At 52.0% G+C, this 19378-nt stretch carries 16 protein-coding genes; 7 read left to right on the top strand and 9 right to left on the bottom strand.

Annotated features, from left to right (window positions below):
- Positions 1-262: 262 nt before the first annotated feature.
- On the top strand, positions 263-514 hold the full coding sequence (locus tag C9I92_RS12585; protein ID WP_047883454.1) for a hypothetical protein: 252 nt from the start codon (positions 263-265) through the stop codon (positions 512-514).
- On the opposite strand, the gene C9I92_RS12580 is transcribed toward C9I92_RS12585, so the two are convergent.
- The 6 genes from C9I92_RS12580 to C9I92_RS12555 all read right to left on the bottom strand — a co-directional run bounded on the left by C9I92_RS12580 (position 494) and on the right by C9I92_RS12555 (position 6252).
- The gene (locus C9I92_RS12580; RefSeq protein ID WP_047883453.1) at positions 494-1177 is read right to left on the bottom strand and encodes a DUF3157 family protein; all 684 of its coding nucleotides are present in this window, start codon (positions 1175-1177) and stop codon (positions 494-496) included. The two genes, C9I92_RS12585 and C9I92_RS12580, sit on opposite strands and share 21 nt — an antisense overlap.
- A gap of 27 nt (positions 1178-1204) precedes the next feature.
- Complete coding sequence (locus C9I92_RS12575) at positions 1205-1789, bottom strand: MliC family protein (RefSeq protein ID WP_053061701.1); 585 nt, start codon at positions 1787-1789, stop codon at positions 1205-1207.
- 639 nt (positions 1790-2428) lie between these two features.
- Positions 2429-3436 (bottom strand): arginase family protein, encoded by a 1008-nt coding sequence (locus C9I92_RS12570; protein WP_242551853.1) that lies wholly within the window; start codon positions 3434-3436, stop codon positions 2429-2431.
- A 33-nt stretch (positions 3437-3469) separates the two neighbouring features.
- The gene (locus C9I92_RS12565; protein WP_047883452.1) at positions 3470-4204 is read right to left on the bottom strand and encodes an IclR family transcriptional regulator; all 735 of its coding nucleotides are present in this window, start codon (positions 4202-4204) and stop codon (positions 3470-3472) included.
- A gap of 303 nt (positions 4205-4507) precedes the next feature.
- Positions 4508-5392 (bottom strand): aromatic amino acid DMT transporter YddG, encoded by an 885-nt coding sequence (gene yddG, locus C9I92_RS12560; protein WP_047883451.1) that lies wholly within the window; start codon positions 5390-5392, stop codon positions 4508-4510.
- A 305-nt stretch (positions 5393-5697) separates the two neighbouring features.
- On the bottom strand, positions 5698-6252 hold the full coding sequence (locus C9I92_RS12555) for an RNA-binding S4 domain-containing protein (protein WP_047883450.1): 555 nt from the start codon (positions 6250-6252) through the stop codon (positions 5698-5700).
- 294 nt (positions 6253-6546) lie between these two features.
- Between C9I92_RS12555 and C9I92_RS12550 the strand changes: the two genes are divergently transcribed.
- Complete coding sequence (locus tag C9I92_RS12550) at positions 6547-6750, top strand: hypothetical protein (protein WP_047883449.1); 204 nt, start codon at positions 6547-6549, stop codon at positions 6748-6750.
- A 255-nt stretch (positions 6751-7005) separates the two neighbouring features.
- Positions 7006-7863 carry a TPR end-of-group domain-containing protein gene (locus C9I92_RS12545; protein WP_047883448.1) on the top strand — a complete coding sequence of 286 codons (858 nt, stop codon included), beginning with the start codon at positions 7006-7008 and terminating at the stop codon, positions 7861-7863.
- A gap of 93 nt (positions 7864-7956) precedes the next feature.
- Here C9I92_RS12545 and torS read toward each other — a convergent pair whose 3' ends face one another.
- Positions 7957-11073: a TMAO reductase system sensor histidine kinase/response regulator TorS gene (gene torS / locus C9I92_RS12540; protein WP_047883447.1), complete on the bottom strand. Its 3117-nt coding sequence runs from the start codon at positions 11071-11073 to the stop codon at positions 7957-7959.
- A 390-nt stretch (positions 11074-11463) separates the two neighbouring features.
- On the opposite strand from torS, the gene torT reads away from it, so the two are divergent.
- The gene (torT, locus tag C9I92_RS12535; protein WP_047883620.1) at positions 11464-12531 is read left to right on the top strand and encodes a TMAO reductase system periplasmic protein TorT; all 1068 of its coding nucleotides are present in this window, start codon (positions 11464-11466) and stop codon (positions 12529-12531) included.
- A 203-nt stretch (positions 12532-12734) separates the two neighbouring features.
- Positions 12735-13193 carry a methylglyoxal synthase gene (locus C9I92_RS12530; RefSeq protein ID WP_047883619.1) on the top strand — a complete coding sequence of 153 codons (459 nt, stop codon included), beginning with the start codon at positions 12735-12737 and terminating at the stop codon, positions 13191-13193.
- On the opposite strand, the gene C9I92_RS12525 is transcribed toward C9I92_RS12530, so the two are convergent.
- Positions 13194-13406, bottom strand: a complete 213-nt coding sequence (locus C9I92_RS12525; protein ID WP_047883446.1) for a hypothetical protein — start codon at positions 13404-13406, stop codon at positions 13194-13196.
- Between the two features lie 196 nt (positions 13407-13602).
- Between C9I92_RS12525 and C9I92_RS12520 the strand changes: the two genes are divergently transcribed.
- Positions 13603-14583 (top strand): zinc-binding dehydrogenase, encoded by a 981-nt coding sequence (locus C9I92_RS12520; RefSeq protein ID WP_047883445.1) that lies wholly within the window; start codon positions 13603-13605, stop codon positions 14581-14583.
- A 212-nt stretch (positions 14584-14795) separates the two neighbouring features.
- Here the strand turns inward: C9I92_RS12520 and helD are convergent, their stop codons facing one another.
- Positions 14796-16883: a DNA helicase IV gene (helD, locus tag C9I92_RS12515; protein WP_047883444.1), complete on the bottom strand. Its 2088-nt coding sequence runs from the start codon at positions 16881-16883 to the stop codon at positions 14796-14798.
- A 257-nt stretch (positions 16884-17140) separates the two neighbouring features.
- Here helD and yccS point away from each other — a divergent pair, with 257 nt between their 5' ends.
- Entirely contained in the window at positions 17141-19351 is a 2211-nt protein-coding gene (gene yccS / locus C9I92_RS12510; RefSeq protein WP_047883443.1) for a YccS family putative transporter, read from the top strand.
- Positions 19352-19378: the final 27 nt, after the last annotated feature.

Raw genomic sequence — 19378 nt, 5'->3', positions numbered from 1 at the left:
AGAGCTGAGCGGTAACTTTCAACACCAAGGCACTCGCTCAAAGGCTCGCTATTAGGTCGATACCGAAAAACGCGCTGAGAAGCCACTCTGCCGCCTTCTGTCCCCGCAATCAGCAATAAAAAAGCCGGATAAGTAATCCGGCTTTCCTTCCATTTTTACGTTTAACGTCAGTCAGTTCACACGATGCAACAAGGTTGTCATAAAGGGTTTTTACAATGCGCCCTGTCTTGAATCAAACCTACAGTGACGAAGCGTAATCATTATGAGCCGCCAACCATCAGAAGCACTGCTCGAAGCCATTCATACGATTTACCACGCCTTTCCGAACCTGAGCTATCGACCACGCCCGGACGACGTTAAGTTGCTGGCCGCGTACATGAAAAGTCGCGACAACAACTATCCGTCGCATCTGGATCTGCTTCTGCAGGAAAACAACCAACACATCGAACATGAACTGCAGCGATATCACAGCAAACAAAAATCAGTAAGCCGCTCACCACTGCTCGACAGTTAAGAACTCTGTTTCCAGGAAATACTGCTCAGCCTGCGGGACTTTCAGCCTGATTTCCCGACCGGTACGCTCAGTGCCGGGACGGAAATACGTTTCCGGCATTCGCTTAACAGACGTCCAAACTTTGTGCTTTTCACGGGCAATCACATCGCCGCTTCGGCTACGAAGGCGTAGTTCCAGCTCCACCAGCACCACCGCGTCTGTCGCGTCATTTTTCAGTCGTGTCGGAATCACCAGTTCGCCATTCTGGTAACTGGCGGCCTGCAACGTCAGCTCAATGCCACTGCGCTCATGAACACCAACCACTTTGCCGTTTCCTGGGATGATCATATCCCCCGGGATCGTGGCCATAGCCTGCTGGGATGCTGATGCCTGACCTGCGTGGCCGGAGGCAGAAGCTGACGTACCAACGGCAACCGCTGCCGCTCCGGCCCCGGGTTTGGGAGGAATAGGCAGTGAGGCCGGGCTGTTCTGACCCTGACGAACCGGAGCACGCGTGGCGCCCGGCGACACTGACGGGGTATCGTATTGCCAGGTATTGTCATCAAATAAGATCACCTGCCGACCATCCGGCAGTGTCGCTCGCATCGGCTCTGCATATGCCGCAGCACAGCCGACAGTCAGACAACCTAAAATAAAGGGTTTAATAAAAGCTTTTGTGTTCAACCTCATTCCTCTGCCCTGCGTACAGCATTAACGCTTAGCCTTACATTCTAACTTATTATCAAACCAATTAATTTTAATCTCACCCTGGTGTTCGTTATATGTCACATTACGACCGACATATTTAGTGCCGCTTGCTGTTGGCTTGGCCAGCACAATGATCTGATCATTGCCGCGCGTCAGCACAGCGCTTTTCGGATCCGTCTGCTCGTAGAACACGGCGGTAAATGGCTGGCTGTTGTCATTACAGTCAAGCGCAACAGCCTGAGGTACTTCCAACTGGCCACTGGTGATCTGCAAATCAATGATGCGGGTTTTGTACTCATACTCGGTACACGCGCGTACATCCACATCTTTCCAGCACTCGTTACGCCCTTTAATCCAACCACGCTGCATGGCACGTTGTAATGGTTTTTCCGTCTCCGGATAAGCCAGCATCGCCTGATCAAACACCTTCTGCATTTTTTGATCGAGCGCGGCCAGCCCACTGTCACGGCAAATCATTTTCTCAACTTCACCATGCGCTTTTGTACAGTCAAAAGCAGGTTCACCGGCAATTACGTTTGTTCCCGCCATTACCAGACCTAAACCTGCAAACCCAGCCCATTTCTTCATGGCCTTTCTCCTTATTCAGTCTAACCTTAGCCTGTCGCCTTTTTATGTGCATTTTCAACTTTAAGGCGAGCCACAAGATAGTAAACATTTACACCAATAAAATATCGAATTTATTAACAGTGTTAAAATAAAAAATTACCATCAACCGATATTTAATAGCATAAATGTGAAATTTTGGCCGTTAACCAGCAGCCAACGTTTTTTTATTCTCTTTATATCAACCTGGCTCTGCATATAAGCTTAGCTCTGCTTCGTATTTTGAATACTCAATGCCGTCGTTTTTAGCTGGCACCACAGTCAATTTTTATGGTGTTTTTTGTGGTTCGGATGTGAAGGTAACCGTTTTGATTTAGCTGCGTTAATCTGCCTACTCTTATTTTCCAGCCCTGCTTTGCCTGCGTTGATTTGCCGGCTTTCAGCTCGCGCAGAAACAATATGAAAAAAGAAGAGTCGGAACAAAGGCTGATAAGTGCTGCCGTCAGAAGAACAGTGGATGCTAGGAAAGCGGCCAGAGAAAAAATCACAACGTAGAAACAACAAATAAAAAAAGGCTCCCTGGCTGGGGAGCCTCAGTCAATTGACTCAAACTAGGTTAAGAGGAAATTTCGAATAAACGTAATGAGCGCTGATAATCAGCAATCAGGGTGAAACCGATTTCAGGGCGTGGCGAATCAACTTGGCTGCTAATCGCGCGGTATCACCCTGATAATCAAATTCTGTATTCAGCCCGGTAACATCCATGATGCGCACCTTACCACTTTCCATGATCTGCCGGATCACCATTTCAACCACAGGCAGGTTTACCCCGTAAATCCGGGATAAATTCACCCCTTCAGCAACCAGTGACGGAAACACCGACAAATCCAGACTCAGATGCACATGATCGACCCGTGCCAGGTACGCCTCAATGGTGGCCTGAATCCGCTTACGGTTTTTCATTTTCATCTCACGATCCAGTAGCCAGTCAGCTCCCAGTTCACGAGCATAAGCAAAGGTAGCCTGAGAGTTGGTATGGTCACACATCCCTAATCCAAGGTAGTGAAACTCCCGATGGTGCTCCTGGCAAAAGCTGGCTACCGAATGAAACGCCGAACCGGCGCGCACCGCCAGACTGCGTCGCAACTGAAAATTAGCATCAATATTGATGATACCGATTCGGGTTTGCCCGGCATTTGGCAGCTGAGCCATCCCGTCTTCGATGCCGTCACTCGCCTGATGCAAGGTGTCAGACAATGCCTGAAAACTGCCGATAGCCACTTCATGACCGCCCCCCAGCACAATTGGAAAGTGCCCTGCACGCAGCATACCGCATAACCGCTCATACTGGCGGGTTCGCATGGCTTCAAAGCCTGCGCTACCGGTTGCCCGCCCTTCCGTAGTGACTTCTTCCTCAATCACTCCGGCGTCATAGAGTGGCATGGCACCTAAATCGGGCAGTTTTGCCAGCATACGGCGGATACTGTCCGGGCCTTCCTTGGTTCCGATCAGGCTGTCGTAATAATTCAGGCTCAGATCACTGGCCATTCCCAGCACGACGGCTCCCGCCTTACGCTGCTCGGCATAAGGTTCAATCATGGCCAGGGATTGTTGGGTTACTGCACGACCGGCAGGTAACGAAAATGAAAACCAACGTTTAAAATCCAGCATGATTGCTCCTTAAAACCGTATTCTGTCTGTCAATTAAGAATCGGGTGGTAATACCCTGGCCGCTTGCAACACGGCATAAATAATTTGGTTTTTCCTTTTCAGTACCCGGTCTTCCGGTGCCATAACACTGACAGCACCTACAATTTTGTTTCCGGAAAAGACCGGGGCACTCACCCCAGACACCCCAAGGTCATACTCAGAAGTACTGATGGCATATCCTTGTTGCTTGATCTCCGCCAGCTCCTGCTGCCACTTCTGTGTCTCTTCAGGCTCAGTGATCCCGAAGTGATAGAGCGTTGACAAAATCCGCTGCTCCGGCAAATGTGCCAGAATCACTTTGGCAGATGCCCCGCGAATCAGTGGCTGGCTCTGACCTTCTTCATAGGCACAACGCAGTGCATGAGGACTGTCAATTCGGGCCATACACAGCGCCCGGAACCCTACGGGTACCAAGTACGCGGCCATCTCGCCGGTTTGCTGCTGAACCCGCTTTAATACCTGGTGTACGCCGCCAGATAGCGGTGAAAACTGCTGAAAGTTGCGCAGCAACTGAAGCGCTGCCGGGCCAATGCTGTAACAGCTTTGACGTGGGCTTTCTTCAATCAGGTTCCAGTTTTTCAGGATCACCAGGTAGCGATACATACTGCTGGTCGGCATACCTGTTTGTTCACTCAGGCACTGCGCCGTGATCGGCTCATCTGCCGATGCAATGTGCATCAATACCTGAAGCATTTTTTCGTTAGCGTTTAGTTTGTATTTATTGGTCATTGGGACGGTTCACTTCTGCCCATTGTTACTCATTGCAACCCATTGAAAGTCCGGATTACGCTGACAAGCTCATTAACTCTTATCCGCGCTTTCACCACAACCACCACTCTCACATTGCAAGAAAAGAAACGATAAAGGAAGGATTAATTCTTACAATACGAGAACAAAGACAATAAACATGAGAATGCCGGTTTCATCCACCGGAGAAAGAATGCAAGAAGATGCTCGAGCGCAGTGAGGTTTATTCACAACTTTCGCTGTCTTTTTAACCAAAAGTAGCGAAATACACCGGACTTACCCTGATTACGTTTTTCTGGTCAGCCACCAGCAAGCCAATGAGGCCAGCGTCACCATGATCACTCCCTGCCAGAATGCGGTCGTTAACTCGATATCCAGCAGCACTGCCGCAAAAAAAGTCGAGAATATCGGGGTAAAGTATGACAGCGTCGCCAATAACATCATATTGCCGCCAATAATGCCGATATTCCACAGCGCATAGCCCGCCCCCATAGCGACGGCGGCAAACAGTAGATCTGTCACTGCCCCCATCGACCACACCATGGCAGGCTCATCAGACATGAAGTATTTTGCCCACAGCGCCAGCGCCGTCGCCATGAAAAACCAGGTGATGGCGTTTTCTCCGTTAGCCAGGCGTTTGGTCACGTTGCAGTACACTGCCCAGATAAAAGCGCCGACAAAGGCCAATGTGTAACTGACAGGGTTCGTGGCGACATTCGCCGCTATCTGACTCAGAGAAAGTCCTTCATCGCCACTGACCGTCCAAGCCACTCCCAGAAACGCCAGCGCTAACGCCGGGTACAGCAACAGGCTGACCCGCTTTTTACTGACCATTACCGCCAGCAACACCGTCAGACAGGGCCAGAGATAATTGATGACCCCCATTTCGACGGTTTGGTGACGATCATTAGCCATGCCTAATGCCAGCGCCAGACACATTTCATAACTGACGAACAAGGCTCCGCCCACCAACAGATATTTTGGGGAAAAACGCCCCGGTCGAGGCAATCCGATGAAAATCGCTAGCAGCGCCGTACTGACGGTATAAATCATCGCGGCTCCACCTACCGGCCCCAGTTGCTCGGCGACATTCCGGATAAAAGCCACAATGGTGCTCCACATCAGGATAGCCAGACAACCTGCCAGCGTGTATTTGTGCGTTCCAAGCAAAATACTGTCCTTATAACTGCAAGAAAATTAACGAGAAAGAGGCCAATATAAACCAAACCGACAGGATGAAAAATACACGCATTGAGGATATTGACATCAAATCCGCCTCCGGATTCGATTTCCCCACGCTCTCGCCCTTTACTGTGGACAAAGCACCTGGCTAAACGTAAACAGCCAGAGACAGGCCATTTAACAAAAAAACCGCGGCATATGACTGCAGCGGTTTTGCTATATATCCTATCTGCCTGTCTACCTATCTGTGATTCAGCGCTATCAAACGTTGAAACACACCTAAGCTGACACCGTTAGAAACTGATTGGTTTGCGACCAGTTGCTTTATCTGCCGGACCGGACGCTCGGTTAGCCCCCTGACCGGCACTCTTTCCACGTCGGGCAGCTTTGCTATTGCCAGATGACTTAGCGTTACCTTTTCCCTTTTTCGACGGTGAACGACCAGGAGCCGCCTGACGCTTGCCTTTTTCAGCCCCTTGACGAGAAGCGTTTTTTTCGCTGCGTACGGCTGACGATGCTTTTTCTACTGAAGCTGCCGTATCTGCTGAAGAAGCCATATCAGCAGATGATGCAGAAGGTTTTGAAGGCTGCTCAGTGATCGGCTGGTCACAAATGACCAGGTAAAACTCTTCATTAAATTCAATGACATCGCCATCGTACACTTTGCGACGCTTACGTTGCTCAAGCTCACCATTTACGGCGACATACCCTTCCGCAATGACAAATTTCGCTTCGCCACCACCGCTGACTGCATTCGCGATCTTCAGGACTTTGTAGAGTTCAATAGGCTGAGCATTCACCTCCACACCAATTGCTTCTACTTCATATTCTTCATGTTGTTCTGACATTCTTTTCAACCTATGGTGAAACTCGGGCATTTCTATCAACAATTCTACCGTAATGATGCCTGGCATTCACGAAATGCCTGCGTTATCCTCTGCCGCCTGTTTGTGGTTTTGCGGTTTCTACGCCTGAAGCGGTGAAAAAACAGGTATCTACGCCCGCGGTTCTCCTCCCTGAAATGACGCACCGAGGGTGATGCTTTTTTAACCACCCCACCACAATATAGCTGCGACTGTTGCGGTTGATATTGCTTATTCGATATCCCGGCGACTTAACCAAACTACTCAGGGGATCGCATCATGCTGATTTTTGATAAAGATTTTGCCTTTGCCAGTCACGTTCAGGAAAATTCCAACCCACATGCTCAAACTGACACACGTACAGGTGAATCAGTAACGCCAACCACCCTGTCTGCACAAGAACAGACCCGGATTAAACAGCGAAAAGCGCTGGTGGCAGCCGTTCAGAAATCCGGGGGCTATACGACTTTAACCCCCAGTTGAATGCGGAGGATGCTCTGCCTATTTCGTGCCCATTGAATACCTTATAACCTCCTAAGCAGGCAGTCATTTCTCTGATGCCACAGCGTATGACAGGCGAAATCTGCACCGTGCTTCGCCGTCATACCCGCTGCCTTTTTCTTTCCGCACTACAGACAGCCTTGTCTGACCCCGCCTTTCAATTTGAACCTGGCCTTGTTACCCTAAACTTTAGCTCTACCCGCTGCGGCTCACATTCAACCCCATAAGGTTCTGCTGATGATATTTCGTGTTTTCCCCCTCCTCGCTTGTTTACTCTTGCCATTTTCCGCCCTGGCGGCCGAAAAATATTCCGAACAGGACCTGTATGACAGACCGTTGATGGAACGCTATGTGCTGGATGAGCTGAAAAGTCTGCGTCAGGATCAGCAGGATATTGAACGCCGGATGATCAAAGAAATCACTGACCGCGAGCTGGCCGTTGCGGATAAATCCATGAACTACGCCAATGTCACCGTCACCTATTTCTTCTACCTGATTGCCGGTGCGGCTTCGCTATTTGCGTTTATCGGTTGGCAATCACTTCGCGAGCTGAGAGATAACACCAAAAAAGTGGCCGAACAGCAGCTGAAAGATATTGCTCAGCAATACGAGAAGAAATTCCAGCGCCTTGAGCAAGATCTGAAGCGTAAAACCCGCATCATTACGCAAAATAACAAAGAGATTGAGATCATCAATGAGATCCACAACCTCTGGCTGCGCTCCCACAACCTGCATACAGCGGAGCAAAAAGTGGAAGTGTATGATGAGATCCTGAAGATTCGACCGGGCGACCTGGAAGCCCTGACCTACAAAGCCGATGCCGTGATGGAAATGCGTGAGTTCCACTGGGCACTCAGCTTGTGTAACCGGGTGCTGGAACTGGATTCATCCAACGCCCATGCTTTGTATCAGCGCGCCTGTGCTTACTCCTGTCTGGGCGCCGAAGAGCAGGCTATTAACGATCTGGAACGCGCGGTTGAAGACAGCGTATCGCTCAAAGAACTGGCCGCGGAAGAGAAAGACTTTGAAAATTTACGGGGCAACGAACGTTTCGAATTGCTAATTGCCCCGGCAGACACAGGACAAGCGCAGTAACCTTCTGCCGGTCGTACCAAACCAAAAGTGTACAAAGTCGGTTGAATACCGGCCTTGTACTGCTCAACCTGGCTTACTGGCTGAAACCGGCTGTCAGGCATTATCATCCGGGACATACTCAGCCTGAAGCTGTGCCACTGACGCCTGATACACCGCTTCCAGATCCGCCATATTCAGAGCCGAGACTTCCCCCTGTTTTCCGGCTTTTTCAAACCTCAGACAGACCTGAAACAAGCGGGTGAGCCCCATGGTGCCAGCCGCCCCCTTCAGGGTGTGCGCCTGACTGGCGACAGCCTTAGGATTATTGTCAGTCAAGGCATCATCCAGCTGTCGTAATGTTTCTGTGGAGGACGAGATGAACAGATGAATCATTCTCGTCACCATCTCTTTACCCAGTACCTGCAAATCTCCGCCAAGTACTTGAGGATCAAGCAGTGGAACCTTCTCCGTGTCTGTTTGGTCGCTCACTGTGCGGGTCTCCTTATTCACTTTGCAGGCCTCCTTACTCTTCACGGCCTCTTTTGGGATGGCATCGTTTTTCTCTATGGTTTTTTCTGCTGCCGCCACATCTTCTGCTGCCGACACATCGCTCACCAACGCAGACGAGGGACAAACGCGTTCTTGCCCGCCCAACAGCTGCCCGATGACATCCACCAGTTGGTGTTCAACCAACGGTTTGGGCAGGAAACCGGCAAAACCGGCATTCAGGTACTGTTCGACATCTTCATTAAAAACATGGGCCGAGAACGCCACCATCGGGATCTCCGCCTTGCTTGCATCTGATGCGCGTAAACGGGCCAGTAACGCGACGCCGTCCGTATCCGGCAGGTTGATATCCAGCAGCGCAATATCAAAACGCTCAGCAGCAAACAAGGCTTCTGCCTCTGCTCCATTCTCAGCCACCCTCACCGAATGTCCCAGTCGCCGCAAAAACCCTTCCGCGACCAGGCTATTAACCGGGTTGTCTTCGACCAGCAAAATGTGCGCCGGAGCCATCGCTGACACTTTCGCGTGAGAGGCCGATACCTGAGAAGCCGACATATGACAAGCCAAGACCTGAGAAGCCAAAACCTGAGGAGATGATGACTGAACAGCGGCAGTATCAACATTTACCGCCTGACGCTCACCCGGCTCCAGCGTGAGGGTGAACCAGAAGCAACTGCCTTCCCCAAGCTGCGAGGTAAGGCCAATCTCTCCGCCCATCGCTTCAACAATACGTTTGCTGATCGCCAATCCGAGTCCGGTGCCACCGGTTTTGTTTCGTCCGTCCTGCGCTTGCTGGAAAGCATCGAAAATCGTCGCCTGCTCGGCTGATGCAATCCCGACACCGGTATCTTCTACCTCAAACAGCAACCGCCCCGGCTGATGCACCGAAGCACTGATATACAGCGAAACCTGCCCATGCTCGGTGAATTTGATCGCGTTACCAATGAGATTGACCAGCACCTGACGCAATCGGGTAGCATCGCCCAGCCAGATATCTCCGACACCGTCGTCAATGTCTGTCACCAACGCCAAATGCTTTGCTTCAGCTCGGCTCAGCAACATGTCACGGACATCCCTGACCAGTTCCGGCAGGGAAAAATCCGCAGGCCGGATATCCAGGTGTCCCGCCTCAATTTTGGAGTAGTCCAGGACATCATTCAGAATATCCAACAGGGTGACACCACTGCGGTTTATTACATCCAGATAATGTGCCTGCTGCGCGGTAAGACCGGTATCAGCTAGCAGGGATGCGGTGCCCAATACCCCATTCATCGGGGTGCGGATTTCATGGCTCATGGTCGCCAGAAACGCTGATTTCGCACGGTTGGCCTGCTCGGCTTCAGCACGGGCCTGAGCATGGTTTTTCACTTCTTCATTAAGCTGGTTATTGGCCTGCTCCAGCTGGCTGGTTCGTTCGGCGACCTGACGCTCCAGACTGTTTTTATGTTGCTGCAGTTCATGCCGGGCGGCAGCTTCCGCCTGTGCCAGACGATGCCGTTCATAAGCGGTGTCACGGGCAACCATGATGGCCCTGCCCATTTGTGCCAGTTCGTCATCACCTTGGGTCGTCAGACGAATTGCCAGATCGCCCCGTGCCAGTGACATCAGCGCCTGGCTGTAGTCGTTAATCCGGCGAATCACCCTGGCATACACATAGCGCCACATAATCAGCACCAAGGCGACCATCCCCAGCGCCGAAATGGCAATCAGGCTGTTACGGGCAACGGTCAGGGTTTGCTCAACCTGCGTCACCGCCTGCGTTGTCCCGGTGTTCGCAGCGGTGATAATGTCATCAACGGTCTGATTCAGCTGCTGGAACAACAACAAGTTTTGCTGCTCCATACGCTCGACGTCCTGCCGGGCCTGAATCAAGGACGACAAGTCATCAAAAAATGTTCCTGACTGGTTCAGTTTGGTCGTAAACGTCAGTAACTGCTGTGAACGACTGGGATCTTCAACCGATTTCACCCGCTGGTGCATCACCGATACCGCATAGCTAAAACGTTGCTTCAGGTTATCCAGCGCCTCCTGATTGGTCACGCGGCTGGTATCATCCAGCAGATTGATGACCTGCAATGACAGGAAACGCAGTTCAAACAGGCGCTCGCTGAGATCCATGTCGACTTCCACCAGGCTGTCTAACGCCTGATAAACGGCCTGATCGTCTCCTTGCTTGACTAGATCGTAAATACGGGCAACGTTCGCCACCGCGATAGTATTGGCATTGGAGACCTGCGACTGAGACAGCGAGTCAATCTGTATGGTCGCTGCCGTCAGCGCCTGATTCTGATGCTCCACCTGCTCTGCCAGTTGCAGCTTACGCCCCACCAGCAGGCCGAGTTGAGCCAGATTCTGGACGATACTGTCAACATCCGCCTCCAGCTGCTGCATCAGCTCTGGGGCAAACGAATACTGCTCCAGCGCATCAAGGCTTTTTTTCAGTGACTGGATATGGACCGTCAGCGATTTCCCCTGTCGCTCACGTTCCTGCTCATCTTTGGATTTGGCCAGCACCTGCGCACTGAAAATAATGCGGGTACTGAGATCTGATAACTGACGCGCTTCCGCCAGCGCCGGTACCGCCGAATTGATCACCGTTCGTTCCGTTTGTGCCACCAGCGAAAAACCAGCTACACCGATAACAACCGCGATCATCATCAATCCGGCCATCATCGAAAAGGCGATCAGTAATTTCTGACCAATGCCACGGGGAGTAAGTGTCATATTTATCAACCACGAGGTATAAAGCCGCCGACCATTCACTTAACAGTGTCAGACCCACGGCTCACAGAAAACGCTAAAAATGGTATTATACCTGACTGTCAGTAAGTTGCAGGCAACTCGGATCAAGCCGAGGCCGCATCGAAACACACAACCACCAGCACTGCCATAGTGGCCGCTGATGTTTATCGAACCCGCTCCCTTGGTTTTGTCGTGATGAATGTTATGAAGTTACCGGCTTTTGATACCTACTTTGCCAGATTTTCCACCGCCCGGTTACATCGAGCCGGTGTCCTGCTGTCTAAGCTTTGGACATACCTGGTAACCCGTCTTTCGGTAACTACGTTACAAGGAACTAAGCCGCAAGGGACTAAGTCGCAAGGAATTAAGCGGCTGGCAAACACGCCACTGCACTCGATCCTGATACTGGCGTTGTGCGCTCCGGTCTATGCCGATGATGTCTTGAGTATTAAACCACCTTTTGCCGCAGGTAAAGCAGGCACCCCCATACACTATCAGCCGCTTAAAGCGGCCAGCCAGCCCTGGAAACTGTGCGCTGTGTACCCGCACCTGAAAGATTCATATTGGTTGTCGGTCAATTACGGGATGGTGGAACATGCCCGCCAGCTCGGCGTTCGCCTGAAAGTACTGGAAGCCGGAGGCTACCCAAACCTCTCCCGCCAGATTGAACAGCTGGAAGCATGCCGGGAATGGGGGGCAGATGCCATTATTCTCGGTACTGTCGACAGCCATGCCTACGACGGGCAACTGAGTAAGATCACCGGCCAGATCCCAGTATTTGCCACCATCAATTATCTCGATACGCAGAATCCGGACAGCGCCAGCACCGTCATTGCACGGGTCGGCCTGGACTGGACGGAGATGGGGAAAGCAACCGGAGAATTTCTGGCAAAACGTCATCCTAAAGGCAGCGGAGTGGTCAGGGTGGCCTTGTTACCGGGGCCTCAAAGCCGCGGTGGAACCAAGCCTGTCGTGCAAGGATTCCTTGATGCCATCGCAGGCAGTGACATTCAGGTTGTGACCACACTGTGGGCCGATAACAGCAAAGAGCTGCAACGCAATCTTATCCAGCAGCTTTTCGCCAGTGACCAGCCAATCGACTATATCGTCGGGGGAGCCGTCGCCGCCGAGGTTGCCGTCAGCGAACTTCGCGCCAGCCAGCGTGAACAGACAGTTCATGTGGTCTCGACCTACCTCAGTCACGGGGTATATCGTGGCTTACTGCGGCACAAAATCCTCTTTGCCCCGACGGATAAAATGGCACAACAGGCCATGTTATCCGTCGATCAGGCCGTTCGCTATTTAGAACATCAGCCTGTCGAATTGGATCTCGCCACGGTGGTCGAAGGGCTGACGCCCTCCCATTTGCCGGACGCTGTGATCGCCGATTCTTTGTCACCCGCAGAGTTCCGCCCGGTCTTCAGTGTAGGTCCGCCTTAACAGTACACAGGCAGCGTCGGGTGCAATCACCAATGGCATGAGGTTGTCACTGAGTTTTCTGTTAACTATCTTTGATTTCAACAGAATTATTTGTACTTCGGCGACGGGCTCTGGTAGTTATAACCGCAGCTTTCAGGTGTTTTCCAGTGACGGAAGCCCTGACCGACTTACTCAAGTTATCTATTTGCAAACTGGAGCGCCAGATGCACGTAACAACCCGTAAAATGCAACCTCAAAAACATATTGCCCTTGTTGCGCATGACAACTGCAAATCTCATCTGCTGAGATGGGTGCTCGAGCACAAGGACAAGCTGATCGGCCATACTCTGTATGCCACCGGTACAACCGGCCACCTGATTGCCCGCGAATCTGGCTTGGAAGTGAACTGCCTGCTCAGTGGCCCTATGGGCGGCGATCAACAGTTAGGCGCACTGATCTCCGAAGGCAAAATCGACATGATGATCTTTTTCTGGGATCCCCTCAATGCCGTGCCGCATGATCCGGATGTCAAAGCCCTGCTGCGTATCTCAGCGGTCTGGAATGTGCCGGTTGCCACTAACCGCGCCAGTGCAAACTTCATGATTTCTTCGCCAATGCTGAGTGAAGAGGTGGAGATCGAGATTCCGGATTACAACGCGTACCTGGATGAACGTCTGGGCTAATCACCCCCTGCCCCATGAAATTTGACTCCTCTGGCTGCCTGTTTTGCCCTCAATCGGCGTGATGGCAGCCAGTTTGTTTTCACCGACTCCTTTCTTAGCTGCTTTAGCCTGACCTATTTGAGACTGTCTTGTTTTAGCCTGACCGGTTTTACCTACATTGCTTAGCGAATCGTTTGTACCCACAACCTGTGCCAAACCATTTTTCACAGCCATGGTTAATCCCCTCACCTGTTCTTCTGATAAACAGTCCAGCTATTAAGCACCACACCGGTTAAGTATCACACCAGCTCAGCCTGACAGTTCAGCAAACCCGCCAAGCGGATGATTCGCCCCCGTTTTCAATAATTTGGTTTATGGTTAATAAGATAACGACAACACTAAATTCTTATAATTTTCCAGGTGGTGGCTGATGAAAGCATGGAAACTGACTCAACCCGAGGGCATTCAGTGCCTTAAACTCTCTCGGGCATCCCGCCCGACACCAGCAGCCGATGAGGTCTGTATCAAGGTGAATGCTGCCGGGCTCAACCCCATCGATTACAAACTGGCACACTGGGGCTACGCCACTTGGTCGTATCCTCACATTATTGGCCTGGACGTCGCGGGAACGGTTGCCAGCGTGGGGGATTCCGTCCGGCATTTTCGACCGGGAGACCGGGTCATGTGCTTTCTCGATCCCCGGGTTGCAGGTGGTTTTGCGGAATATACGCTGGCAAAAGCTTATGCCGTCAGCCGGTTGCCGGAGACGGTCAGCTTCACAGATGCCGCGGCCTTGCCCTGCGCCGGTTATACGGCCTGGCTGGCAGTGCACGACAAATTGCGGTTACAAACCGGACAAAGCGTAGTTATTTCCGGTGCCGGTGGTGGCGTAGGCGGCTTTGCGGTACAACTGGCGAAACAGGCGGGAGCAACTGTCTATGCCATCGCTGAAAACCAGCACCACATGCGGTTGTACGATTACGGTGCCGATCATGTCATTGATCCGGAAACCGAAAATACGGCCATGCGGTTGATTGAGCTGACTGAAGATAAACGGGTACACGCGGTCATCGACTGTATTTCGGCGAAATCCGGCAGCATGCTCAGTGCGCTTATTCGCTACAACGGCCATATTGTCATGATTGCCGACCAGTTTAATCAGGTGCCCTTAATGGCCACGACCAAAGCGATCAGCCTTCATGAAGTGGCCCTTCATGGCACGTACGCCCATGGCTTGATCGAACACATCCAACATCTGGCCGATATCGGTAATCAGCTGGCAAACTGGGTCGCCGAGGGCCGACTGGATGCCATGGTCAGTCAGGTTTTCTCTTTTGACGCGCTGCCTGAAGCACTGGAGTTGCTTAAACGTCAGCAACACAGCGGAAAGCTGGTACTCAGCTTGGAGTAAGCCGTCTTTGGAAGCTTTGGCCAAGGTACTGAGGAATAAAACTGATGATCCTAGGAAATAGACTTAACCAAAACGTTTAGATCGCTCGTTGCTGCAAACAACACCAAGTGCTTAATCCGACCAATAACAAAAAACCCGCTGACGCAAAAACGCAGCGGGTTTTATCTTTCATTCATCAAGAGGTATGTGATCACCTCGTCAGATGACGGCGGTTATTTTTGCTTGGCCTTCACACGCTTGATTTTATTGACAACCGGATAGTTATCATCAATCAGCTCATTCACAAACGGCGAGGTTTTCTCCGGCTCGGCACACACCCAGACATGTTTCTTGGCACGGGTCAGGGCAACATAGAACAAGCGGCGCTCTTCTGCATCCGTAAAGCTTTCGCCCCGCGCCTGCAAGCAAGCGGCCAGCCCGGTATCACGATCCGGTGCCGGGAACACTCCCCGGTTCACATCGAGCACAAAGACGTAATCGCCCTCACGGCCTTTACTTGCATGGCAGGTCATGAAGGTTAGTCCCAATTGTGGCCATTTTTCCTGCCACTGCTTGAGCTTTTCCGGACGCTGATTATTATTTCGGGCCAGCAGCAAGGTCGTCACCGGCTCACTGTGCTGCGACGCCAATTGTGCCAGCTCCTGGTCAATCAGATCCTGACACAACAACGTCACCGCTTTTCGCTTCTGTTTCTTGAAACTGGTCAGCGATTTTTTAAGCTGGTTCGGGTTCTGCTGGATGAAGGCATTGGCCACTTCACCAATCATGCTGTTAAACCGGTAAGTGGTCTCCAGCTCGGTCATGTGACAGGCGCCAAAGCGTTTTTCAAACCCGGTTGTTAAATTCACATCAGCACCGGCAAAACGGTAAATCGCCTGCCAGTCATCCCCGACGGCAAACAATGTCGGCTTCTGCGCTGCCTGCTTGGAGTGGCACAATGCTTCAATCAGTGCCAGTCGGTGCGGAGAAATGTCCTGATATTCATCGACCATGATAAAGCGCCAGGTCGGCACAAACTTACCTTCCTTCACGTACTCAGTCGCGCGCTGAATCATGGTATTGAAGTCAATCTGCTTGTGGGTTTTCAGGTATTGCTCATAGGCACGGTAACACGGCCACAGCAGTGCCAGCTCACTCTTCATGCGAGGCTTGGCGGTGTCCTGACTATGTTGCTCGATACTGTCACTGAGCTGAGATTTGTTCGCGCCGCGCTGGCCAATCAGCTCAATGTGACGCCATACCCAGTTGATCAGCTGTTCACTGCGCGCCTGCTTTTCCATCGAGTTTTCAGCTTTGAAGCCGGGAATCCGCCACTGGGTCAGGTGTTTCTGCCAACGACGGGCTGAGGTGTCATTTTCCCACTGCTCTTTCAACACGCCAGCCAACCAGTCGGTACGGGCTTTTTCATCCAGAGTCAGTGGCGAAACACTTGGCATTTCACCCTCAACCGCTTTAATGATTTGGGTCCCCAGACTGTGGAACGTGGCGACTTTAATGTTGTTGTTCACTTTCGCCGCCAGCCGCTCGCTCATCTCTTCAGCGGCTTTACGGCCAAAGGCCAGCATCAGAATCTCTTCTGGCTGAGCAAGCTGGTTAGCCACCAGATAACCTGCTCGCGCCACCAGCACGCTGGTTTTACCGGTTCCGGCACCCGCCAACACCAAGTTATGATCCTGGTTGATCAGCACCGCTTCCCGCTGTGATGGGTTAAGCGGAGAAGATTCAAACTTATCGAACCACGATGACCACTTTTCGGCTTCTTTTTCCAGCCATTTCTCGTTTGAGGTATCAACCCACTCACCGTTCCCTTCCAGCCAGGGTTCGACTTTATCAAACGCCAGTGGACGAAAAGACGCGGCCAGCTCTCGGGTTAACCCCGTTGACGCCAGCGACTGGTCCAGAAAATGATGAAGACGGCGGTGATCGGATTCACGCAGGTAGGCATCCTGAGAAGTAAACGTATCAATGCGTTTGAGCATCTCCGGCAGCAGCGAATCAAGTTTTTCTACTCGGCCCTGCGCCCAGTTACGGTACGCTTCCAGCAACATATTGGCGAACGATTTACAGTACCGCCAGGGTAAGCCGTGAATCGTCCAGCAGTATTCCTGGTCGGCAGAGGTAATTTCAAAACTGCCCCACATCACTCCCCGATGTACGGCAATCGCGCCATCCCACTCATCAAACGGGATTTCTTCTGTTTCTGTCTGACTATCCAAAATCAGACAATTCTCACCTAATGCAATACTGCAATAATCACCTTGGGCGAGCCACTGAGCCAGCCACCCCGCTGTTAAACGCATTGTGTCACCAAAATTTTGTTCGTTGATGCTCGATCAATCTTGGCCCAGAGACGGTCACTTCGCAATGCAATCTCCGAGCCATAAAATAAACTGCTGGTAGAGTATCAAGAACTCTGATTTCACCATAGCTTCAGTACTGCTTTTTGCGTAAAATTTCTGCTAATAATTTGGCTTAACAGCATTTTTTCTGTGGATATATATCCTTTGAAAGACAAACTTTGCTATCTTAGGCACTCCGACGGATTGATAGAGTTACCATGCAAAGTCACCCACTCAAACTGACCCTGCGCCAATACTGGGCAAAAGATCGTATTAATTTCAGTGTTCGGGTACTTATCGCATTGGTGGGGGTAGCCCTTCCTTGCTGGTATTTTGATGCGAATTCAGAAGTAACCCCGCTGGTGCTGGGTATTATTGCCTCGGCACTGGCTGAAACCGATGACAGTCTCAGTGGTCGCATCAAATCGCTGCTGATGACACTGGCCTGTTTCGCCGTCGCCGCCTTCTCTATTGAACTGCTGTTCCCTTACCCGATTTTATTCACCCTGGGTCTGTTTATCTCGACCTTCGGTTTTATCATGCTGGGCGCGATCGGTGCCCGCTACGCCACGATTGCTTTCGCCTCGTTGCTGCTGGCGGTCTATACCATGCTCGGCGCCGCACAAAGTCCCAATCTCTGGTATCAGCCGCTGCTTCTGCTCAGCGGCGCCACCTGGTACGGGGTATTGTCACTGACCTGGCATATCCTGTGGCCGAATCAGCCGGTTCAGCAAGGACTGGCGGCGGTTTTCTCGGAATTTGCCAGCTACCTGGACTGCAAGAGCAAACTGTTTGAGCCCATCGCCAACATGAACCCACAGCCGCTTCGTATCGAGGCGGCCAGCCAAAATGCCAAAGTGGTGACGGCGCTGAATAATGCCAAAGCAAACCTGCTGCGCCGCGTTCGGCGGGGACATCTGAACCCGAGCGGTGACCGTTTCCTCAAAATTTACTTTCTGGCGCAAGATATTCATGAACGCGCCAGTTCATCCCATTACCGTTATCAGGATCTGGCAGCAGAATTTCTGCGCAGTGACGTCCTGTTCCGGTTCCAGCGCTTGCTGACCAGCCAAGCCAATGCTTGCCGGGAAATTGCCGATGCTCTGGCAATGGGCAAACCCTATTCTCACGGCGCCGACAGTGTCAGGAATCTGGATGAACTTCAGGAATCGCTGTTGTACCTGAAGAACCAGCAAAACCCCAAATACCGTATTTTCCTCAGCCAGCTGGATTATCTGTTCAATAACCTGGCGACGGTGGAGCGACAGCTGTCAAATGTCAGTAATCCCGATGCCGCCCAGACCGACAGTGACATAGAGCTGGCCGATACCGAAGCGCACAGCATGAAAGAGCGCTGGCAGCGGCTGATCAGTCAGATGAATCCCAACTCGATGCTGTTCCGCCATGCCATTCGGATGGCCGTGGCACTGACCGTCGGCTACGGCTTTATTCAGTTCCTCGATTTAGAACGTGGTTACTGGATTTTGCTGACTACCCTGTTTGTGTGCCAACCCAACTATGGCGCCACCCGCCAACGTCTAAAGCAGCGGGTTATCGGGACTCTGGCCGGGCTGTTAATCGGCATGCCTCTGCTGTTTCTGTTTCCGGGTCAGGAAGGCCAGATGGTACTGATGGTCTTAGCGGGCGTCCTGTTTTTCGCTTTCCGCGCGGCCAGTTACGCTTTGGCGACCATGTTTATCACTCTGCTGGTGCTGTTCTGTTTCAATCAGTTAGGCGAAGGCTTTGCGGTTATCCTGCCGCGCCTTGGCGATACCCTGCTGGGCTGCTTACTGGCGGTGCTGGCGGTGAGCTTTATTTTGCCGGACTGGCAGGCTCGCCGCCTGCATAAGGTGATGGCAGCGGCCATACAGACAAATCGGGATTATCTGGGCCAGATTATTGGCCAGTACCGTATCGGCAAGCGTGACAGCCTGAGCTACCGGATTGCCCGCCGAGAAGCGCATAATACCGATGCCCAGCTGAGCACGGCGATCAGCAACATGCTGTCTGAGCCGGGACGCTACCGGATGGCCACCGATGAGTGCTTCCGCTTTCTGACCCTGAACCATGCCATGCTGAGTTACATTTCGGCATTAGGCGCGCACCGCACCCGACTGGAGGATGAGCAGACGCACCATCTGGTTGCCCAGGCGCACCGGCAGATCCACGCGCATCTGGATTGTCTGGCCGCACAACTTGACGGCAACGTGTGCGCGCAGGCACCAGATTCAGACAGCCTTTTGGAACAGCGTCTGGCCCAATGGCGGGATGAAGACTGTACGTCTGCCCGCATGGTTCTGCAGCAGTTACACCTGATTCAGCGCATGCTACCGGAGCTGCACTCGCTGGCCAATAAACTGGCCGCGAGGACGAATACCACCCAGAGTACGGCCAGCCCGGAAAAGAGTGAAGCTGCGCCAAGCCAATAATCAGCGATGTCATACAGAGCTCATTTA

The sequence above is a fragment of the Photobacterium ganghwense genome (assembly GCF_003025595.1).
GTDB lineage: Bacteria > Pseudomonadota > Gammaproteobacteria > Enterobacterales > Vibrionaceae > Photobacterium > Photobacterium ganghwense.
Note: the sequence above shows the minus strand (reverse complement) of the source record. Positions and strands in the feature narration are given on the sequence as shown.